Here is a 19,932-nt window from a genome sequence, read left to right as displayed (position 1 = left end):
GCTTTCGCGAGCAGGCTCGCTCCCACAGGGTTTTGCAGTGTTCACAAAAAGGGTGCACTGCATTAGCCGTGTCAAAACGGCACAGTCAATTTCATCCAGTACGCATTCCCCTGCGCCCGGTTGCGCACCTCGGTTTCCTGTTCCCATTTCCCGGTGACGAACCACCCCGACTTGCTGGTGTATTTGATCGACGGTCCGATGGCCAGGGAGCGCCCCTTGTTGTCCTTGATCGTCTCGCCGTCCTGCCGGTCGTCGGTGGTCTGGCGGTAGTAGTAGCCGCCGACGCCCAGCACCCAGCCATTACCCAGCCCCCAGCCGACGGCATAGTCGACGTGAAATTCCTGGCCCGAGCGGTAGTCGGTGGCGGGGTTTTCGCGGTTGAAGTCGTACATGATCTTGGCGTCGAGGTTGAGCCCGTTCGGATCGACATAGGACATGGCGTAGACCGGCTCGATCACCCAGTAATTGCGCCCGATGTTGGCCAGGTCGCCACGGTCGTAACGACCGGTCGGGGCGATCATGTCGAGGGCGAGGATGCTGTGGAATTTTTCACTGTGATGAAAGCCCAGCGCCGGCCCGAAGATGATGTCGCCCAGGCCTTGCTTGCTCTGCGACTGGCCATTCAATTCAACCTTCAAGTCCACCAGCGGCACGATCGCATGCAGCGCCACGCTGGCGCCGAACAGGGTGTAGTCGCTGACCCAGATCAGCCGTGGGGTGATGGCGTTGGCGCGCACGCGAAAATCCACCGGGAGCTTCTTGCCATCGTTGCCGCGCAGGTTGTCGGCCTCATAGTGGTTGACGAACAGTTGCCCGTAGAACCCCGGCGGCGGCATCGCGCCGGACATGTAGTTTTCCGCGCCTAAAGGATAGGAAGTACCGCCGCCTTCGGTGGCGTGAGCCACCAAAGGCAAGGCAGTCAGCGCAGCGGTCACGATCAGTTTTTTTGTTGTGCGAGTCATGCATTTCAACCTTTTTTGTTGTTATCGGTCGGGCACGCCCTGCCCTCCACTACCTGTAGGAGTGAGCCTGCTCGCGATCGCGGTTCAACAGTCAACGAAAGTGTTGAATGTGATGCCCTCATCGCGAGCAGGCTCGCTCCTACAGGGGGTTTGTGGTGGTCTGGGAGTTGTATGTACTCAGATGCGTTTGAACAACGCCGAACGCTGGGTCGATTCGCCTCCGTCGGCGGCGCTGTAGAAGCGTTCCATAAAGATGTCGCGTTCGAACAAGCGCCCCTGCATCAGGCAGGTAATGGCCGAGTCGATCATCACCGGCGGCCCGCACAGGTAGGCCTTGCGGCTGCTGAAACGGCCGTCGAAATGCTGCTTGGCCGCGTCATGCACATAGCCCTTGAAGCCGGTCCATTCGGTATCTTCGACCGCCTGGCTGAGCGCCGGCACGTAGGTGAAGTTCGTGTGATCCCGGGCCAGGGCCTCGAACAGCTCGCGGTTGTACAGTTCGGCGCGGTTGCGCGCGCCCTGGAACAGCACGATCTGCCGGCTGTCACCCGCTTCCAGCAGGTCGAGAATCATTGATTGCGGGCTCGACAAACCCGAGCCGCCGGCGATGAAAATCAGGTCACCGCTCTGCGAGCCACGGACGAAGAACTGTCCGTAGGGCCCGGAGAGATCCACCGTATCGCCAACCTTCAACTCATCATGAATCATGCCGGTGGCCAGCCCGCCATCGACCCGCCGCACATGCAGTTCGACTTCGTCGGCACGGCTCGGCGGATTGGCCAGCGAGAAGGCGCGCGTGCCCTCGATGCCGGGCAGTTGCAGGTTGATGTACTGCCCCGCCTGGAAGGCCATCGGCCGATCCAGCTTGAGGTGCACGCCCTTTATCGTCGGCGACAGGTCCACCAGTGCGCTGACCACCGCGCGGTAGTCTTCGACCGGATGCCCGAGGAAATCCGGATCGGCATCGATGTCGGCCTCGATCACCATGTCGCTCTGCGGGATCGCACAGCACGCCAACACCTTGCCTTCGTCACGCTCCATGTCCATCAGCGCAAAGGACGACGCCGCGCCCAGGTCCGCTTCCCCTTCCAGCACCTGGACCTTGCAGGTCGCGCAGGTACCGTGGCCGCAGGCAAACGGCAGCCACACGCCCTGGCGCAACGCGGCCTGGAGAATGGTCTGCCCTTCTTCCACTTCGATCTGCTCGCCAGTGGGTTCGATGGTGACTTGGTAGCTCATGACCCTGTCCTCAGTTGAAGCTGCCGGCAATGCCGTTCAAGCCTGGGGTGTAGAGGTGCAGCAGGCTCTTGTGATCGATGCCGTTGGCGATCAGGCTGGCTGCGTTGTCCGGGGTGAACGGCCGTTCGTTGAGGCACCACTGCGCCTGGCTGAAATCGACCTGTGCCGCGTCCGGGTGACGGGCGATCGAGGGCTTGACCACCTGTTCGATGAAGTCACTGAACGGCATCGCTGGTGGCAGTGGAAAGGTGAACGGCGCGCAGAACATCAGGTGTTTTTCCCAGCACAGGTACACCAGTTGCAGGCCGTGGAAATTCCCCTGGTGGTCCAGGGGTTGGGCGTTGTAGGCGCCGATGGCAGTCACGGGCATGATCGTTTTCCTTATTGTTGTCGGTTGAACTGTAGGAGCGAGCACGCTCGCGATGGTCTACAACGATGACGCGGGGCATTTGAATGCATGCGTTGTCCAGACGTTTTTCGCGAGCGTGCTCGCTCCTACAGTGGTTCTTGGTTGTGTCAGCCGGCCTTGCGAACGTTCGGGTGCCAGTCCTGCCAGCGTCGATGCTCGGTGGAGCCCAAGTACTCGAAGTTGTCCTGGCCGGGGTTGATGTTGTAGTAGTCGCGCACCACCGACTCGACGTCGCCGCCACCGCAGTTGCCCTGCAGGATCTGGTGCACCGGCAGCCAGGCCTGGATGTACTTGGTCGGCTCGTACTCGAAGATGTCGCAGCAGCCCTGGGAGCAGAAGTGATAGCGCTCACCCTCGTGCACGGCGCTGCGATGGCTGAGCGTGGTCGGGTCATCCGGCTCGCCGAAGGCCAGCGGGATCTGGCAGATCTGGCAGAGCATCGGCAGGGTCGGGTTGTAGAAACGCTCGCCCTTCTCTTGCAGCGCACGCCAGTGTTCGTAGCGTGGGCGATAGATCTTGTCGAAGGTGTCCGGGTACTTGGACGACAGCCAGTCCAGTTCCTCGTCGGTCGGCATCCAGGTGTGGAAGTTGGTGGCCTGGCTGTATTGGTAGAAGATCGACCAGGCCTGGTGGCTGATGTGATCCTTGCCGATGTTCGCCTCTTCGACATGCTTGGGCGGACGGATGCCGTAGCGTTCCAGGTCCTTGAACAGCGCCCCACCCGCCTCTTCGAAATACACGCCCCAGGCTTCGGACCAGGACATGACTTTGTTCGGCAGCATGTAGTCCATCATCATCCCCACCAGCGTCAGCAGCCGATAGCCGCGCCAGAACCACTTGTCGATCCAGCGCTGGATGATCGGCACGTTGTCTTCGTGCTGCTCCAGCAGGAACTTGATCACCTCAAGGCCCAGGGTCATGTGCCGGGCTTCGTCGGACTGCGCCGAGAAACCGAAGGTCACCGTGGCCATGTCGCCGTTGAACGCGGCACCGGACATGAACGGCACGAACAGCAGGTTGGTCAGCACGTACTCGAAGGAGAACGAGATCGCCGTGAGGAACTCGAACGGGCCAGCGGTGCGCGCATCCTCGAAGAACGACTTGGGCACCGAGAGGAACCACACGCGGTCGTGCATGTGGGCGAAGTCATGCAGGCCGTTGAAGTGCTTGTTGTAGTGACTCATGGCGTGGATCTGAGTCTGCACGTGGCGCAACTCGTCGATGGCCTGCATCTGGCAAGCCACCCGCGCGCCGGCGCCGCTGAACTGCCGACCGACCCGGGCGAAGCCTTGATAGGCCTGGTATTCCAGTGGCGTCACGCCAGACAGGAACAGCTTCAGCGCGTTGACATAACGGGCGTCTGACAGCGTGGTGTGGCCGTTGTTCTGCGAGAAGGCATCGAAGATCGCGTAGAGCTTTTTCTCTTTCTCGGCCTGGTATTTCCAGTAGGTGTCCATGGTCAGGCGGAACGGATCTTCCCACTTGTCCCAGTCGGTGATCTTGATCCCTTCGAAGCGTTCGTGGGGATAGATGGCCTCATGGGTCTGGTAGCTCGGCTCCCAGTCCAGGTCACGGGTCATGCAGCGGTATTTCTCTTTGGCATTGAGGCGTTTTTTCACGGCCATGATGGCGCTCCCGAATTCTTGTTATGGATCAGTGGTGACAGGCGCGATCAGCTGTTCCAGTACAGGGAAAAACTGTCGTCCTCTTCCACGACGTTGCCGCCCAGGGTGATCACGTACATCAGCATTTCCTGGATGTCCCAGGGGCTGCCGGTGAGCTGCTCGACCGTGTCGCGACGGATGTCCAGGCGGCCCTCGGCCTCGATGCGGATCATCGAAGGCTGGTGCTGGATCTCGGCATGGGGGTTGTCCTGCACGATGGCGTCGACGATCGCGCGGGCGTAGTCAGTGTCTTGCAGGTTCATGTAGACGAGGGAAGTCATGGCCGTGCTCCAAGTCCGATTTTCTTCAGGCGGGCGGCGAACTCGGTGCACACGGCATCCAGCGCCGACTCATCGAGACCCAGCCCGGCCAGGGGACGCAGGGCCTCGACCGAGCGCTGGCTCCAGTGATCGATCCAGCCCTGAACCAGCTCCTTGTTGGCCGCGCTTTCGTTGACCACGGTCTTGAGCAGGCCGTCGACCCAGCGCTGGCTCTCGGCGAACCACAGGCGCATGAACTCGGTCAGCATGCCGACCTGGCCGGCGCCGTTGGCCGACAGTTGCTCGTCGAGTTTGTGGAACAGCAGCGGGTACACCAGGCCGTCGCTGACCAGGTTCTGCGCAACGGTCAGTTCGAACCAGTCGCGCACCACCAGGGTGTCCTCGACGTAGCGGCGCATGCCCTGCCACGCCGGATCGTTGAGCCACTGCTGCTTGGCCTGGGCCAGCAGCAACACGTCGCCGTCATCGAGCATCAGGCCGATCCGCGACAGGTACTGGGCGATGCCCAGACGGTCCATGGCCTGGAACATGTGCATCTGCGTGACGCTGGTGCCAAAGCCGTCGGCGGCGATGTTGCTGTTGTTCATGTTGGCGCCCATCTCGGCGTGGCGCAGGGGCAACAGCAGCTTGCTGATCAACTGGACATTGGCCCCGGACAGGCCGGCGAGCATGTCGCGCTTCTCGCAGAAGGCGTAGTCGTGCTCGGCGTTTTCCTGCATCTTGGCCCGGGCCTGGACGTAGGCGCCGTAGTAGTACTGGCGCGGGTCGCTGACCGCGTACCAGTCGGCCATGACCACTGCGGTGCGGGTGGCGTCATTGAGCAACTTGTCGGGCTGCCACAGCGGCCGGTAATGAAAATTGGTCGCCGATTCCAGGTCAAAACTGGCTTCCTGGTAACGGCTGGCGACCTTGTCGCCAAACCGGCGACGGGTGTGGCTGAAGGTGTTGCGGATCGTCTCGACGGTGGCCGTCTTGATCTCGACACTCATGGAGTGGACTCCTGTGGTTATTGTTCTGTTGGGATGCAGTCGGGCTACTGTTGCAAGAGCGGGTGGCTAGTCGGTATCGCGCCCTTCGCCGTAGCGCCACTTGCGCGCATCGGCATCGAGGGCCTCGCACATCTGCGTGTCCATGTGCTGCACCTGGTTGACTTCGCAGAACTGCAGGAACGCCTTGCGCGGCAGTACCAGCTCAACGAACAGGTCGGGAAAGCCGATGGCGAAATCGAATTCGACGAAGGTGTCATCAGGTCCGCTGCGTACACGGACGTAGCGCGGCATCTGATCGAAGTGGCTGGCAGGTTGGCTCATGCTCGGGTACTCCCTTGTTCTGTACGGGGTACGGAGCAACAAGGGTGCCAGCGCTGGAAAATCGCCCGGAATTGATTTTTTATTCCTTTAAAACCAATCGGTTACGAAGATCATTTGCAACAAGCGAGGGATCAAGCCCCGGTAGAAAGTCCGCTCCACGAACCGATAAATTGATCATTTGCTCAATCGTCCGAGGCGCCTTCGATCAAATGAACCAATCACGCGGCGATTGACTTTTGGCCCACTTTCAGGCCGCTTAGAAAAAGGAAAAACGACCTTGCCTGCCTGCAAACACCGGTCGCTATCGATGCGTAAAAAAACCGCCATTGCCTGAGCGGAACGCATCACCCCAACAAGCAAGATCAAAAGATCGCAGCCTTCGGCAGCTCCTACAGAGGAGCGCGATTTACAGTAGGAGCTGCCGAAGGCTGCGATCTTTTGATCTTGCTCTCGACATAACAACAATCAGGGGCGCAGTGAATGATCACCACGTACAAGGCTTCGCAGCAGCCGCCATCACTCAAGGATCTGAGCGATCAGGTGCGCTTTCTCGGCTGCGAGGGAAAGATCTGGCTGGACGAGCAACGCATGCTGCTGATCCAGGTGTCGATGATGGCGTCCTTCAGACGCGAACTGATCGAGATGCTCGGCGTGGAGCGCGCCAAGGGGTTTTTCCTGCGCCTGGGCTATCAGTCCGGGCTCAAGGATGCGGAGCTTGCGCGCAAGCTACGGCCCCATGGTACCGACGTCGAAATGTTCTTCACCGGTCCCCAGCTGCACTCGCTCAAGGGCATGGTCAATGTCCGCCCGCAGGCCATCGACATTGATCTTGAGAACGGCCAGTTCTACGCCGACATCGAATGGCAGGACTCCTTCGAGGTGGAAAACTGCCAGACCGAGAACCTGCATTCCGAGCAGCCGGTGTGCTGGATGCTGCTGGGGTATGCCATCAGCTACAGCTCGTTTTTTCTCGGCCGGCAGATCATCTACAAAGAGGTCAGCTGTCGCGGTTGCGGTGATGCGCAATGCCGGATCATCGGTAAACCGGCCGAGCAATGGGACGATGCCGACGAGATCATGCGCTACTTCCAGAGCGACCCGATCATCGATGAGCTGCAAGCCTTACAGGTGCAGGTGGCGAACATGCGCCAGCGCCTGCAGATCGAGGCCGGCAAGTTCTACGGCATCGGCCAGTCGCCGATCTACCGCCGCACCTGCGCGCTGATCGACAAGGTGGCTTTGGGCAAGGCCTCGGTGTTGCTGCTCGGCGAGACCGGCGTGGGCAAGGAAGTCATCGCCCGCAGCCTGCACTTGCGCAGTGAGCGCGCCGGCGGCCCGTTCATCGCGCTGAACTGCGCGGCGATCCCGTCGGACCTGATCGAAGCCGAATTGTTCGGCGTGGAGAAAGGCGCCTACACCGGCGCCCAGCAGTCGCGCATGGGCCGCTTTGAGCGGGCCAATGGCGGTACGCTGTTCCTCGATGAAATCGTCGAATTGACCCCTCGGGCGCAAGCCACCTTGCTGCGGGTGTTGCAGGAACAGGAGCTGGAACGGGTCGGGGATTCGCAGACGCGCAAGGTCGATGTGCGGGTCATCACCGCCACCCACGAAGACCTGGAAAACGCGGTCAAGCAAGGGCGGTTCCGCGCCGACCTGTTCTATCGCCTGAACGTGTTCCCGGTGCGGATTCCGGCCTTGCGCGACCGCCGGGAAGACATCCCGCTGCTGATCGAACACTTCCTGGAAAAGCTCCACGCCAGCTACAAGAAAAAGACCCTCGGCCTGTCCGACCGCGCCATGGAGGTTTGCCTGCACTACGACTGGCCCGGCAACATCCGCGAGCTGGAAAACCTGATGGAACGGGGGGTGATCATCACCGACGACAACCAGAGCATCACCGTCGACGCGCTGTTCCCGCACTCACCGCAACTGGCCGACAGCATTGGCGTGGCCAGTGACGGGCGGCTGGTCAAATCCACCCCGGCCGCCGGTCATGGCTGGATCGACACCATCATCGACAGCGGCATTGCCCTGGACTCGGTGGAGGATGCACTGATTCACGCGGCCATGGAGCGCAGCCACCAGAACGTCTCGGAAGCGGCGCGCCTGCTGGGCATCACCCGTCCTGCGTTGGCTTATCGCTTGAAGAAGTCCCCCACGGGTTGATCATTTGGATAACCCCCATGACCGGCGTTGATCATTTGCTCAACGCCGGCCTGCTTTTTTTGTGGGAGCGAGCCTGCTCGCGATGGAGGACAACGATAACGCTGGCAGCCTGACACCCCGCGGCGCCATTGGGTTTATCGCGAGCAGGCTCGCTCCCACAGGGTTGAGCGACAGGGCTCCCCCGCGCATTGGCACCCCGCTTGCTATGGCTTGAAGCACTGCCTTCAACCACAACAAGAGACCGCCCCATGACCGTGAAACTCTCGCACACCGAAGCTGCCCGGCAATTTCTCGATGAAGCCAGCGGCCTGACCAACCACGCGGGTAATCCGCGCCTGAAGGTGGTGATCAACGCGATCCTGCAGCACACCGTCCAGATCATCGAAATCCACCAGATCAGCCCCGAGGAGTTCTGGACGGCGGTCAATTACCTCAACGAACTCGGCGCTCGCAGTGAGGCCGGCTTGCTGGCGGCCGGGCTTGGGCTGGAGCACTACCTCGACCTGTTGCTCGACGCCAGGGACCAGCAGGACGGCATTCACGGCGGCACGCCACGCACCATCGAAGGCCCGCTGTACGTGGCGGGTGCGCCGCTCTGCGAGCATGAGGCACGACTGGACGACGGCCAGGATCCGGGCACGGTGCTGTTCATGCAGGGGCGCGTGCTGGACCTTGAAGGCAAGCCGCTGGCGGGTGCGGTGGTAGATGTCTGGCACGCCAACACACTGGGCAATTATTCGTACTTCGACCCAAGCCAGTCGGCGTTCAACCTGCGCCGTCGGATCGTCACCGATGACCAGGGCAACTACCGCTTTCGCAGCATCGTCCCCAGCGGCTACGGCTGCCCGCCGGACGGTCCGACCCAGAAACTGCTGGACGGCATCGGCCGCCACGGCCAGCGCCCGGCACATATCCATTTCTTCCTCAGCGCCCCGGGCTACCGCCACCTGACCACGCAGATCAACCTGGCGGGCGACCAATACCTGCACGACGATTTTGCCTATGCCACGCGAGATGAACTGATCGCCGATATCCGTTTCAACACCGACCCGGCCGCCTGTAAGGAGAAAGGCGTCGAGGGCCAATTCGCCGAAATCACCTTCGACTTCACCCTGCATCCAAGCCATGGCGCTGGCGATGAAAGCCGTCGTCAGCGAGTACGGGCGCTGGAGTCCTGAATGCAATCGAACGAGCGATGATTACCCTGTTGCGAGGGAGCTTGCTCCCGTCGGGCTGCGCAGCGGCCCTAAAAAAGGGACTGCTACGCAGTCCAGCGGGAGCAAGCTCCCTCGCCACAGGTGTGTGCTGACCCAGGCCGGTCTTACAACAACGGAATCGCGTAGTTGATGATGAAGCGGCTCTGATCCACATCGCGCCCCGCCTCGGTGTTCGACTGGCCATTGCGCAACGAGAAGCCGACGTTCTTGAAGGTGCCCGACTGAATCACGTAGTCCAGGGTCATGTCGCGCTCCCATTCCGATTGATCCCCGCTGTTCTGCGCCTTGATCCCGGTGCCCTTGAGGTAGGCGATCGACGCCCTCAGCCCCGGTACGCCCAGCGCCGCGAAGTCGTAGGTGTACTGGCCGAAACGGGTTTGTTCACCGGCACGGGTGAAGCTCTGGATCATGCGGTCGGTGGGCAGGTAGACGCTGCCGCCACCGGCGCCCTTGTCCGGCAGGCTGCCCTGGTTGGGCTGGACGAAGTTGCTGCCATCGCCTACCTGCTGATAACCCAGCGCCACGGCATGACCGCCGTTGGCGTAAGTGACCATCGCGGCCCAGGTGCTGTTGTCGATTTCGCCGTCGTTGTCCTCGGTGTACCCGGATACCCGATACCCCGCCGCCCTGCCCGCCGCCGAGCTGTTGGCCCCGCTGGACGTGGTGCGGAAGTAGCGCAGGTCGGTGGTGATCGAACTGCCGCCTTCAAGCGGCAGCACGTGCACCAGGCCGAGGAAGTTCTGGTTATAGAAATCTTCCAGTTGCGCGAAGTAATACTGGGCCTTGAGGCTGCGGGTGACTTCGTAGTCGCCGCCGGCGAAGTAGAACTTGTTGCTGTCACGGGTCGCGCCCGCCACCGACAGGCCGGTGCGATCGGTCGAGGCCCGGCCCACGGCCTGCTCCAGCAAACCACCGGTCAGGGTCAGGCCGTCGATGTCCCTGGATGTGACCTGGGTGCCGGTGAAGGACTGCGGCAGCACGCGGGCATCGTTGGCGAGCAGGATCGGCAGCTTGGGCAACAGCGTGCCGTAGCGCAGTTCGGTTTTGCCAAGGCGCATCTTCGCGGTCGGGCCGAAGCTGCTCCAGCTGTCGGCGGCGCCATCACCGTCGGAGGGGATCATGCCGCTACCGACGTGGCGCCCGGAACCGCTGTCGAGGGTCACGCCGAGCAGCGCCTGGGCATCCAGGCCGAAACCGACCGTGCCCTGGGTGAAGCCAGACTCATAGCGCAGCACGAAACCCTGGGCGGTTTCTTCGGTTTTCGAAGGGTCCGCCGTGCCATCGCGGTTGTCGCTGTTGAAGTACAGGGTGCGCATCGAGAGCGTGGCTTTGCTGTCATCCACAAAGCCGTGGCTGTCGGCGGCCTGGACGCCAGCCGAGCTGCTGGCAAGAAGGATGGCGGCGGGAATTGCTCGTTTGAACATACGGGGCTCCTGGGGAATTTCTTATCGTTATTTGGGTGTTCTGTTGCTTGTTTCAGGCGCGCAGGATCCCGCGCCCGATGGGTGAACATGAGCTTCAAAAATTCAAGGTTTCTGGTAATTGGATCGGGACTCGGTCCCCTGTAGGAGCTGCCGCAGGCTGCGATCTTTTGATCTTGCTTTTAAAAGATCGCAGCCTCGTTGCACTCGACAGCTCCTACACAGCTCCTACACAGGGCTCCTATGGAGGGTCACGCCAAATTCGTGAAACTCTTAAAACATTTCGAGAGGCGATTTTCAAACGCGGTGAAAGTAGTTTTCGTAGAGGGATAAGGCTTGTCGTGCAGAGGCATGGAACGCGGTCGTATTTGAAAATCCGCCCCGCAGGTTTTCATCGATGGTCAATACTGCTTGCACCCCTGAAAAGAGAAAAAGTACCGAGGTGACCCACGATGTCCCTGACGCTGTACTACCACCCACTCTCGTCGTTCTGCCACAAGGCGCTGATCGCGCTCTACGAACACCGGATCGACTGCGAAAAGCGCCTCATCGACCTCTCCAGCGAAACCGAGCGCGCGGAACTCGAAGCGCTGTGGCCGCTGATCAAGTTCCCGGTAATCCGCGATCACGCCCGGCAACGCACCGTGGCCGAGTCGAGCGTCATCATCGAATACCTGGACCACTTCCACGCTAGCCAGCACCGACTGATCCCCGAGGATTGGGACACGGCGTTGCAGGTGCGGCTGTGGGATCGCTTTTTCGACCTCTACGTGCAGCAGCCAATGCAGCAGATCGTTGCCGATCGCATCCATGCAAGCGCAGCAGACCTGAGTAAACCAAGGGCCACCCTGCTGACCGCCTACGGCATGCTCGAACGCCAACTGGACGGTGCCGGCTGGGTAGCCAGCCCGGACTTCAGCATGGCCGACTGCTCCGCGGTGCCGGCCCTGTTCTACGCGCGTACCCTGGTACCGATCCCCGACGACTACCCGCGCGTGAATGCGTACTTCGAGCGCTTGATCCAGCGACCTTCGGCCCGACAAGTTCTCGACGAAGCCCGGCCGTGGTTTGCCTGGTACCCGTTTGCCGAGGCCCTTGAAAATCGCTTCCGCTAGCCCCTGTAAATTTTTTTCGCAGCCTCCCGTTGCTTGGCCCGCGCCTTGCTTTGGCACATGGCGCCGGGGACAGTCAGCCGACCTCCCTGTGGCGCAATGGTCTGGGGAGGTGTGCATGGCGGGGCAATCGACGCTGGCAGTCTTGTTGGCTGCACTGGTGGCCATCATGGTCGTCATGGCCGTGGTCCTGACCGCCGCCGCGGCGGTGCTGGTGAGCGCGGCAAGCCTTGCGGCCATAGGTCTTGCGGAAAAAGTGCTGCCGGACATCCAGCCCCTGGCCGGCCTGGCCATCACGCCCTACCAGGCAACGCTCATGGCCGGCATGCAAGCCTGTGGCCTGACGACGATCACCGAGTTCATGCAACACATCAATCTGGTCATGATCACGGCTACCTTGTAGGAGCGAGCATGCTCGCGATGGACTCATAGGCGAAGGGGTCATCCGGAAGATCGCGTCATCGTTGACGCCCATCGCGAGCATGCTCGCTCCTACGGGGTCTGATGGCCCCTCGCCTCTACCCATAAAGCCACCCCATCACAGGTAATTTCCCCAATGTCGGGGCTACTTTCAGCAAGGCGGTTGCGAGTGTCGCGATCCGGGCCTATGGTCCAGACGAGGCAATGCCGCGACCGCTGCGAAGACTCGCAGGCAGTCGCTGGCAATCCACCAAGGATCCCTGCAGTGAGGTGACGACATGCCGAACGACTCCCGCCCTGCCGTGCTCGAACTGATTGGCAATACGCCGCTGGTGCGTGTCAGCCGTTTCGATACGGGCCCCTGTACCCTGTTTCTCAAGCTCGAATCCCAGAACCCCGGCGGTTCGATCAAGGACCGCATCGGTCTGGCGATGATCGATGCCGCCGAACGCGATGGCCGCCTCAAGCCCGGCGGCACCATCGTCGAGGCCACTGCCGGCAACACCGGCCTGGGCCTGGCCCTGGTTGGCCGGGCCAAGGGCTACCGCGTGGTGCTGGTGGTGCCCGACAAGATGTCCACGGAAAAAGTCCTGCACCTCAAGGCCATGGGCGCCGAGGTGCACATCACCCGCTCCGATGTCGGCAAGGGCCATGCCGATTACTACCAGGACGTGGCCGCGCGGCTGGCAAGGGAAATTCCCGATGCGTTTTTCGCCGACCAGTTCAACAACCCGCACAACCCGCTGGCCCACGAATGCAGCACAGCGCCGGAGATCTGGGCGCAGACCCAGCACGATGTCGACGCGATTGTCGTCGGTGTCGGTTCGGCCGGCACCCTCACCGGCTTGACCCGCTTCTTCAAACGGGTGCAACCGGACCTGGAAATGGTCCTGGCCGACCCGGTCGGTTCGGTGATGGCTGAATACAGCCGCAGCGGCACCCTCGGTGCCCCCGGTTCCTGGGCGGTGGAAGGCATTGGCGAAGACTTCATCCCGTCAATCACCGACCTGTCGAGCGTGCGTCACGCCTACTCGATCAGCGACGAAGAAAGCTTCGACCACGCCCGCCAGTTGCTGCGCAAAGAAGGCATTCTCGGCGGTTCGTCGACCGGTACCCTACTGGCAGCGGCGCTGCGCTATTGTCGCGAACAGACCGAGCCCAAACGGGTGGTGAGTTTCGTCTGCGACACCGGCACCCGTTACCTGTCCAAGGTCTACAACGATCAATGGATGTCCGATCAGGGCCTGCTGCAAAGCAAACACTATGGCGACCTGCGCGACCTCATCGCCCGGCGCTTCGAGGATGGCCGGGTGATCAGCGTCGGCCCCGACGACACCCTGCTCACCGCGTTCCAGCGCATGCGCCTGGCGGATGTGTCGCAACTGCCGGTGCTGGAGGACGGCAAGCGCCTGGTCGGGGTGATCGACGAATCCGACATTCTGCTGAACGTGCAGAGTGGCGATGCGCACTTTCGCATGACCGTCACCTGCGCCATGACCGACAAGCTGCAAACCCTGGCGCCGGACGCCAGCCGGGCGCAGCTCGAAGCGGTGCTCGACCGCGGGCTGGTGGCGATCATCGCTGATGCTTCAGGTTTCCACGGCCTGATTACCCGGGTCGACATGCTCAATCATCTACGGAGAACCCTTGCATGAGTCAGCACGACAAGAACGCCGCACCTCGGGGCATCGCGACCCGGGTGATCCACGCAGGCCAGACCCCCGATCCGACCACCGGGGCGCTGATGCCACCGATCTATGCCAACTCCACTTACTTGCAGGACAGTCCTGGCGTACACAAGGGCTTCGACTACGGGCGCTCGCACAACCCGACGCGCTTTGCCCTGGAACGCTGCGTGGCGGATCTGGAAGGCGGCACCCGGGGCTTCGCCTTCGCCTCGGGGCTGGCAACGATCTCCACGGTGCTGGAGCTGCTCGACGCCGGCTCCCACGTGGTGTCCGGCAATGACCTGTACGGCGGCACCTTCCGCCTGTTCGACAAGGTCCGCCAGCGCAGCGCCGGACACCGCTTCAGCTTCGTCGACCTGACGGACCTGTCGGCGTTCGAGGCGGCGTTGCAGGACGACACCCGCATGGTGATGGTCGAAACGCCGAGCAATCCGCTGCTGCGTCTCACGGACCTGGCCGCCATCGCCCGCATCTGCCGCGCCCGCGGCATCATCTGCGTGGCCGACAACACCTTCGCCAGCCCGTGGATCCAGCGCCCGCTGGAGCTGGGTTTCGACATCGTGCTGCATTCGACCACCAAGTACCTGAATGGCCACTCCGATGTGATCGGCGGCATCGCCGTGGTCGGCCAGAACCCCGAACTGGCCGAGCGCCTGGGCTTCCTGCAAAACGCCGTGGGCGCCATCGCAGGTCCCTTCGACGCCTTCCTCACCCTGCGCGGCGTGAAGACGCTGGCGCTGCGCATGGAACGCCACTGCAGCAATGCCCTGGAGCTGGCGCAATGGCTGGAGCGCCAGCCGCAGGTGGCGCGGGTCTACTACCCGGGCCTGACATCACATCCGCAGCATGAGCTGGCACGCCAACAGATGCATGGCTTCGGCGGGATGATTTCCCTGGATCTGAAAACCGACCTCGCCGGCGCAAGGCGCTTCCTGGAAAGCGTGGAAATTTTCGCCCTGGCCGAAAGCCTGGGCGGCGTGGAAAGCCTGATCGAACACCCGGCCATCATGACCCACGCCACCATCCCGGCAGACACCCGCGCGCAACTGGGGATTGGCGATTCGCTGATCCGGCTGTCCGTGGGGGTTGAGGATGTGGAGGATCTGCGGGCGGACCTGGCGCAGGCGCTGGCCAAGATTGGCCAGTGACCTGATGCAATACCTGTAGGAGCGAGCCTGCTCGCGATGGACGTCAACGATGACGCGGGCTGTCTGGATGCACGCGGTGGATGAACGTCCATCGCGAGCAGGCTCGCTCCCACAGGAGGAGCATCGTCGTGCCCACATTGCCGAAGGTGTGGTCACTCCTCGAATCGGCCTTCGCCCTCACGATCCCGCTCATAACGCCGGCCGACCGGAAACGCCGGCAACCACGCTTCACGGCGCACCGTCCAGAGTTCATAGGTGGGTTTGAATTGGTCGGGGGCATCAAGCGCCCCCAGGTTCACTTCGATCTCATCGTCGGTGCGGTTGAACACTGAGGAACCACAGCGGGGGCAGAAGCACCGCCCGCCGTAGTCCCGCGTTTCGCCCTCGATGGTCACCGCGTCCCGGGGGAATATCGCCGACGCATGAAACAGCGCCCCATGGTACTTGCGGCAGTCCAGGCAGTGGCACAGGCCGACCCGATAGGGCCGCCCCGTTGCCACGATCCGCACATCGCCACACAGGCAACCGCCGGTGAATCGGTCCATGGTGCGTCTCCTCTGCAAACGAGATCCCTGTGGGAGCGAGCCTGCTCGCGAAGGCGGTGTGTCAGTCAACAATGGTGCTGAAGCTGATGGCCCCTTCGCGAGCAGGCTCGCTCCCACAGGTTACCGTACATGACCGTGACTTGAGCGCAGACTGCACAGTGAAGATTACTGCTGGCCCGCCTTCGATTCCCGGCTGAACGCCGCCACTTCCTGCACCAGCCCTTGCGCTGCGAGCATCACCAGTTGGCGGCCTTTTTCCGGGGTGGCCAGGGCCGGGTCGGAGCCCATGCGGCCGTCGGGGTGGCGGGCGCGGAAATCCGCTGCTTCGCGAATCGGGCCCCAGTTGGCGATCTGCGGCGAGTAGTCGGCGGTCTTGATCGAATCCGGGTAGGCCCATTGGGTGACGGCAATTTCCGACGGCGTTGCATGAACGCCGTGGCCGGTGGGGAACTGCTGTTTGGCCAGCTCGTTCACGCCCTCCAGATCCCACCAGTTGCACAGCTTCAAGGCGAAGCCGGCCGGGCGACGGGCGAAGCTGGCTTCGGCGTAGATTTCCGAGAAAGCCGCCTCAATCGAAGCCACGTTACCGCCGTGACCATTGAGGAACAGGATCTTTTCGAAGCCGTGGGCCGCCAGCGAACGCACCCAGTCGCCAATCGCCGCCATGAAGGTCGAAGGACGCAGGGAAATGGTCCCGGGGAACCCCAGATGGTGTTGCGCCATGCCGATGTTGAAGGTGGGCGCAATCAGGATATCGGCGTCTTTCTGTGCCTGGCGGGCGATGATTTCCGGGCACATCCAGTCGGTCCCCAGAAGCCCGGTCGGGCCGTGTTGTTCATTCGAGCCGATGGGAATCACGATGGTGCGGCTGCGCTGAAGAAACTGTTCGATTTCGGCCCAGGTGGACATGTATAGCAGCATGTGAGTTCTCTCTTTCAAGGGTTCCTTGCGGAACAGGATGTTGACCCAAGCGCAGGCGGATCAGCCAGCACTCAATTCAGGAACAGCTGTTTGACTCGCTGACGACTTGTTGAAAAGCACGATCAGCGTCGCACACAGCGCGGCACAGCCGACAGCGACGACGCCCAGGTTCATGGTGCCGGTGGCCGTCTTGGCCCAGCCGATCACCGCCGGCCCCCAGAACCCACCGGACAGGCCGATGGTGTTGATGAAGGCGATGCCGCCGGCGGCCGCTTCGCCCTTGATATGTTCCGACGGCATGGTCCAGAACACGGTATAGGCCATGAACATCGCCGCGGTGGCCAACGACAACAGCATCAGCGACGGCAGCACATGCCCGGCGGCGAAGGGGAACATCAGCAACAGCAAGGCGCCGATGCCCGCCGGCACCGCACAGTGGTAGCGCCGTTCGCCCAGCCGGTCGGAGCGACGCCCGATGAAGTACATGCCGATGGCAGCGCCGACATAGGGGATCGCGGCAAACCAGCCCAGTTGCTGAGTGTCGCTGACGCCCTGGTCCTTGAGGATCGCCGGGAGCCAGAAGCTCATGGCGTAGATCGAGAAGATGATGCAGAAGTAGGCCGAGGCCAGCACATAGGTTTTCGGGTCGCGCAGCACAGCCTTGAAGGAATGCGCCTGCCCTGCCGATGGGCCAAGTTCCGAGGCCAGCAGTTGCTTCTCTTCGGCACTCAGCCAGCGGGCCTCGGCGGGCCGGTTGGCCAGCACGAAGTACGTGAGGACGCCGAGCAAAACGCAAGGCAAACCTTCGATCAGGAACATCCACTGCCAGCCGGCCATGCCGCCGGCACCGGCCAGCGCGGTCATCAGCCAGGCCGACAGCGGCGCGCCGACGATACCGCCAACGGGCCCGGCAATGAACACGATGGCGATGGCCCGGGCCATGCGCGTCGGGCCGTACCAGCAAGACAGGTAATAGATCATGCCCGGCGCAAAACCGGCCTCGAACACCCCCAGCAGAAAACGCATCACATAGAAGGTCGGCACGTCGCGCACAAACAGCATGCAGGCCGAGGTGATGCCCCATAGCACCAGGATGCGGCTGAAGGTCTTGCGCGCGCCGACCTTGGGCAGCATCAGGTTGCTGGGCAACTCGAACAGCACATAACCGAGAAAGAAGATCCCGGCGCCGGCGCCATAGGCGGCATCGGACAGGCCCAGGTCACTTTGCATCTGCAGCTTGGCGAAGCCGACATTGATCCGGTCCAGATAGGCGAAGACATAGCAGATGAACAACAGCGGCAGCAGGCGCCAGTTGAGCTTGCGATAGAGGACCGCCAGCGCCTCGGTTCTTGCTGCGGGTGTGAAGGTTGCCATGCGCGTCTCCCATTATTGTTGTTCAAAGAGGTCGTGCGATGAATGTTGCCCCGCCCCCTTCAGACCAGCAAGAGCAACTAAGTTCGCGTATCGTTGCCCTGTGAGCAACACTCAAGTCTGGAGGGATAAACGGCATGCGCGAGATCAATCAACAACGGCTGCGCTACTTTCACGAGGTGCTGGTCCACGGTTCCATTCGTGGCGCGGCGGACAGCATCAACACCTCGCCTTCGGTGATCACCCGGCAAATCAAGCTGCTGGAAGAGGAACTGGGCGCGAAGCTGTTCGAACGCCAGGCACGGGGCGTGCAGCCCACCGAGGCGGCGGCGCATCTGCTGGAGTTCTGGCGCGGCTATCGATCGCACCAGGAGCGGCTCGAAGACCAGTTGCAAGCGATCAAGGGCCTGCAACAGGGGCATGTACGCGTGGTGATCAGCGAAGGTTATGTCGACGCCCTGGTCGACAACGTGCTGGCGCCGTTCTGCAAGCAGTACCCCAGGCTCGACGTCACGCTGGACATCCTGCCCGTCGACGATGTGCTGGACGAAGTGGCGCAAAACCGCGCGCACATCGGCCTGGCCTACAATCCACCGCCCCACGCGCACATCGATTTCTGTGCCACTTCTTCACAACCGGTGAAGCTGCTGGTGCGGCCGGATCACCCATTGGCGGTCAGAGGCGGCTCGGCCTCGGTGGAGGATGTACTCGCCTGCCAACTGGTGCTGACACCGACCACCTTCGGCATCGGTCACGCGATCAAAATGCTCGAATACGCCGAGAAGATCGAGATCCGCCCGGCGCTGGTGAGCAACTCGCTGGCGGCCCTCAAGCGCCTGGTGGCCTCCGGGGACTTCGCCTCGTTGCTCGGTGAATTCGCCGCCTACCGCGAGATCGCCCAGGGTAGCCTGGCGGCGATTTCAGTGGATCACCCGTTGTTTCTCGGCGTCGAGGCCAAACTGCTGGTCAAGTCGGGTCGCGCCTTGACCGCCCCGGCCCAGGAGTTGCTCAACTGGATGCTGCAACGCCTGGCGATGTTCGACTCCAGCAACTGAACCTCAATCCGCAGCGGACAATTGCGCTGCGGTCTCCACCAATAACTGGCGGAACCACTTGTGCGCCGGATCGTTGCGATAACGCACGTGCCAGGCGATCTGCACCGGGAAGGTCCCCAGGTCGACGGGGGCTTCTACCACTTTCAGGCGCGGGTCCTTGGCGATTTGCTTGCAGATCAGCCGAGGCAGGGTCGCGCAGTAATCGGTGACCGCGATGATCTCCGGCACCGCCAGAAAATGCGTCACCGAAATCGCCAGCTCGCGCCGCAGGCCTTGCCGGTCCAGCGCCTGGAACAGCCCGGCCCGCAGGCGCCCCGGTGGCTGGATATTGACGTGGCGCAGCGCCTCGTATTGCTCGCGCGACAGGCTGTCGCCGATGTCCGGATGGTCGGCACGCACCACGCACGCCAGGCTGTCGTCCATCAAGTGCTGGATGATCAGGTTGTCGGGCGGTTCGACGATGCGCCCGAGCACCATGTCCGTGGTCCCGGAAATCACCCCGGTTTCCGCCAGGTCATTGCCGTAGGGCGCCAGCGACATTTTGATCCCCGGCGCCAGCGCTCGCAGCCTGGCGACAATGCCCGGCACCAGCACCACTTCAACGTAAGTGTTCACCGCGATGTTGAGCTGGCGGGTCGCGGTGGCGGGATCGAAATGCTGCCGCCCGACCAGTACCTCGTCGAGCCTGCCCAGGCTCTCGACGATCACCGGGGCGATCTCTTCGGCAAACTGGGTCGGCTTGATGCCGTAGCGCTCGCGGATGAACAGCGGGTCTTGCAAGGTGTCGCGCAGCCGATTGAGGGCATTCGACAGCGCCGGCTGGGTGATCCCCAGGCGCAACGCGGCGCGGGTGACGCTGCGCTCTTCCATCAGCGCAATGAACACCGGCAAGAGATTGAGATCGTAGCGCATGGTTTGCCACCGTCTGGATCGCAGGATTCAGAAGACATAATGCCTGATGAATATCTAACATCAAGTAAGTAAATTTCTTGAATATCTCACC

19 protein-coding genes are annotated in these 19,932 nt (G+C 62.2%); 7 read left to right on the top strand and 12 right to left on the bottom strand.

From position 1 onward, the window contains the following. Positions 1–71: 71 nt before the first annotated feature. The 7 genes from ABTV29_RS12350 to ABTV29_RS12320 all read right to left on the bottom strand — a co-directional run bounded on the left by ABTV29_RS12350 (position 72) and on the right by ABTV29_RS12320 (position 5,865). Positions 72–962: a SphA family protein gene (locus ABTV29_RS12350; protein ID WP_433770573.1), complete on the bottom strand. Its 891-nt coding sequence runs from the start codon at positions 960–962 to the stop codon at positions 72–74. Between the two features lie 177 nt (positions 963–1,139). Beyond that, a complete protein-coding gene (locus tag ABTV29_RS12345; protein WP_433770572.1) occupies positions 1,140–2,201 on the bottom strand; it encodes an NADH:ubiquinone reductase (Na(+)-transporting) subunit F in 1,062 nt (353 codons plus the stop codon). A gap of 10 nt (positions 2,202–2,211) precedes the next feature. Beyond that, positions 2,212–2,571 carry a phenol hydroxylase subunit P4 gene (locus ABTV29_RS12340; RefSeq protein WP_433770570.1) on the bottom strand — a complete coding sequence of 120 codons (360 nt, stop codon included), beginning with the start codon at positions 2,569–2,571 and terminating at the stop codon, positions 2,212–2,214. 146 nt (positions 2,572–2,717) lie between these two features. Further along, complete coding sequence (locus ABTV29_RS12335; RefSeq protein ID WP_433770569.1) at positions 2,718–4,235, bottom strand: aromatic/alkene/methane monooxygenase hydroxylase/oxygenase subunit alpha; 1,518 nt, start codon at positions 4,233–4,235, stop codon at positions 2,718–2,720. Between the two features lie 47 nt (positions 4,236–4,282). Continuing rightward, entirely contained in the window at positions 4,283–4,555 is a 273-nt protein-coding gene (locus ABTV29_RS12330; RefSeq protein ID WP_433770567.1) for an MmoB/DmpM family protein, read from the bottom strand. Further along, positions 4,552–5,544, bottom strand: coding sequence for an aromatic/alkene monooxygenase hydroxylase subunit beta (locus tag ABTV29_RS12325; protein WP_433770565.1), 993 nt, complete (start codon positions 5,542–5,544; stop codon positions 4,552–4,554). Before ABTV29_RS12325 ends, ABTV29_RS12330 begins: the two co-directional genes overlap by 4 nt. 66 nt (positions 5,545–5,610) lie before the next feature. Next, the gene (locus ABTV29_RS12320; protein WP_433770563.1) at positions 5,611–5,865 is read right to left on the bottom strand and encodes a phenol hydroxylase subunit; all 255 of its coding nucleotides are present in this window, start codon (positions 5,863–5,865) and stop codon (positions 5,611–5,613) included. A gap of 480 nt (positions 5,866–6,345) precedes the next feature. On the opposite strand from ABTV29_RS12320, the gene ABTV29_RS12315 reads away from it, so the two are divergent. Both ABTV29_RS12315 and catA read left to right on the top strand, forming a co-directional pair. Beyond that, positions 6,346–8,031, top strand: coding sequence for a sigma 54-interacting transcriptional regulator (locus tag ABTV29_RS12315; protein ID WP_433770561.1), 1,686 nt, complete (start codon positions 6,346–6,348; stop codon positions 8,029–8,031). Between the two features lie 248 nt (positions 8,032–8,279). Beyond that, positions 8,280–9,209: a catechol 1,2-dioxygenase gene (gene catA / locus ABTV29_RS12310; RefSeq protein ID WP_433770559.1), complete on the top strand. Its 930-nt coding sequence runs from the start codon at positions 8,280–8,282 to the stop codon at positions 9,207–9,209. A 143-nt stretch (positions 9,210–9,352) separates the two neighbouring features. Here the strand turns inward: catA and ABTV29_RS12305 are convergent, their stop codons facing one another. After that, complete coding sequence (locus tag ABTV29_RS12305; RefSeq protein WP_433770557.1) at positions 9,353–10,672, bottom strand: OprD family porin; 1,320 nt, start codon at positions 10,670–10,672, stop codon at positions 9,353–9,355. 449 nt (positions 10,673–11,121) lie between these two features. On the opposite strand from ABTV29_RS12305, the gene ABTV29_RS12300 reads away from it, so the two are divergent. The 4 genes from ABTV29_RS12300 (at position 11,122) to ABTV29_RS12285 (ending at position 15,037) form a co-directional block, all read left to right on the top strand. Beyond that, positions 11,122–11,784: a glutathione S-transferase family protein gene (locus ABTV29_RS12300; protein ID WP_433770555.1), complete on the top strand. Its 663-nt coding sequence runs from the start codon at positions 11,122–11,124 to the stop codon at positions 11,782–11,784. Positions 11,785–11,899: 115 nt separating this feature from the next. Then, positions 11,900–12,184, top strand: a complete 285-nt coding sequence (locus ABTV29_RS12295) for a hypothetical protein (RefSeq protein ID WP_433770553.1) — start codon at positions 11,900–11,902, stop codon at positions 12,182–12,184. Positions 12,185–12,479: 295 nt separating this feature from the next. Continuing rightward, a complete protein-coding gene (locus ABTV29_RS12290) occupies positions 12,480–13,856 on the top strand; it encodes a pyridoxal-phosphate dependent enzyme (RefSeq protein WP_433770551.1) in 1,377 nt (458 codons plus the stop codon). Next, positions 13,853–15,037, top strand: a complete 1,185-nt coding sequence (locus ABTV29_RS12285; RefSeq protein ID WP_433770549.1) for a trans-sulfuration enzyme family protein — start codon at positions 13,853–13,855, stop codon at positions 15,035–15,037. The genes ABTV29_RS12290 and ABTV29_RS12285 overlap by 4 nt, the downstream gene beginning before the upstream one ends. 152 nt (positions 15,038–15,189) lie before the next feature. Here the strand turns inward: ABTV29_RS12285 and ABTV29_RS12280 are convergent, their stop codons facing one another. The 3 genes from ABTV29_RS12280 to ABTV29_RS12270 all read right to left on the bottom strand — a co-directional run bounded on the left by ABTV29_RS12280 (position 15,190) and on the right by ABTV29_RS12270 (position 17,877). After that, positions 15,190–15,582, bottom strand: a complete 393-nt coding sequence (locus ABTV29_RS12280; RefSeq protein WP_433770547.1) for a GFA family protein — start codon at positions 15,580–15,582, stop codon at positions 15,190–15,192. A 165-nt stretch (positions 15,583–15,747) separates the two neighbouring features. Then, positions 15,748–16,503 carry a creatininase family protein gene (locus ABTV29_RS12275; protein ID WP_433770546.1) on the bottom strand — a complete coding sequence of 252 codons (756 nt, stop codon included), beginning with the start codon at positions 16,501–16,503 and terminating at the stop codon, positions 15,748–15,750. Between the two features lie 60 nt (positions 16,504–16,563). Next, positions 16,564–17,877 carry an MFS transporter gene (locus ABTV29_RS12270; protein ID WP_433770544.1) on the bottom strand — a complete coding sequence of 438 codons (1,314 nt, stop codon included), beginning with the start codon at positions 17,875–17,877 and terminating at the stop codon, positions 16,564–16,566. A 134-nt stretch (positions 17,878–18,011) separates the two neighbouring features. On the opposite strand from ABTV29_RS12270, the gene ABTV29_RS12265 reads away from it, so the two are divergent. Next, the gene (locus ABTV29_RS12265) at positions 18,012–18,929 is read left to right on the top strand and encodes a LysR family transcriptional regulator (protein WP_433770542.1); all 918 of its coding nucleotides are present in this window, start codon (positions 18,012–18,014) and stop codon (positions 18,927–18,929) included. A gap of 3 nt (positions 18,930–18,932) precedes the next feature. Here ABTV29_RS12265 and ABTV29_RS12260 read toward each other — a convergent pair whose 3' ends face one another. After that, a complete protein-coding gene (locus tag ABTV29_RS12260) occupies positions 18,933–19,841 on the bottom strand; it encodes a LysR family transcriptional regulator (RefSeq protein ID WP_433770540.1) in 909 nt (302 codons plus the stop codon). Positions 19,842–19,932 lie beyond the last annotated feature (91 nt).

Origin of the sequence: Pseudomonas putida (genome assembly GCF_050989985.1) — a bacterium.
In the GTDB taxonomy this organism is placed as follows: Bacteria; Pseudomonadota; Gammaproteobacteria; order Pseudomonadales; family Pseudomonadaceae; genus Aquipseudomonas; species Aquipseudomonas putida_AI.
Note: the sequence above shows the minus strand (reverse complement) of the source record. Positions and strands in the feature narration are given on the sequence as shown.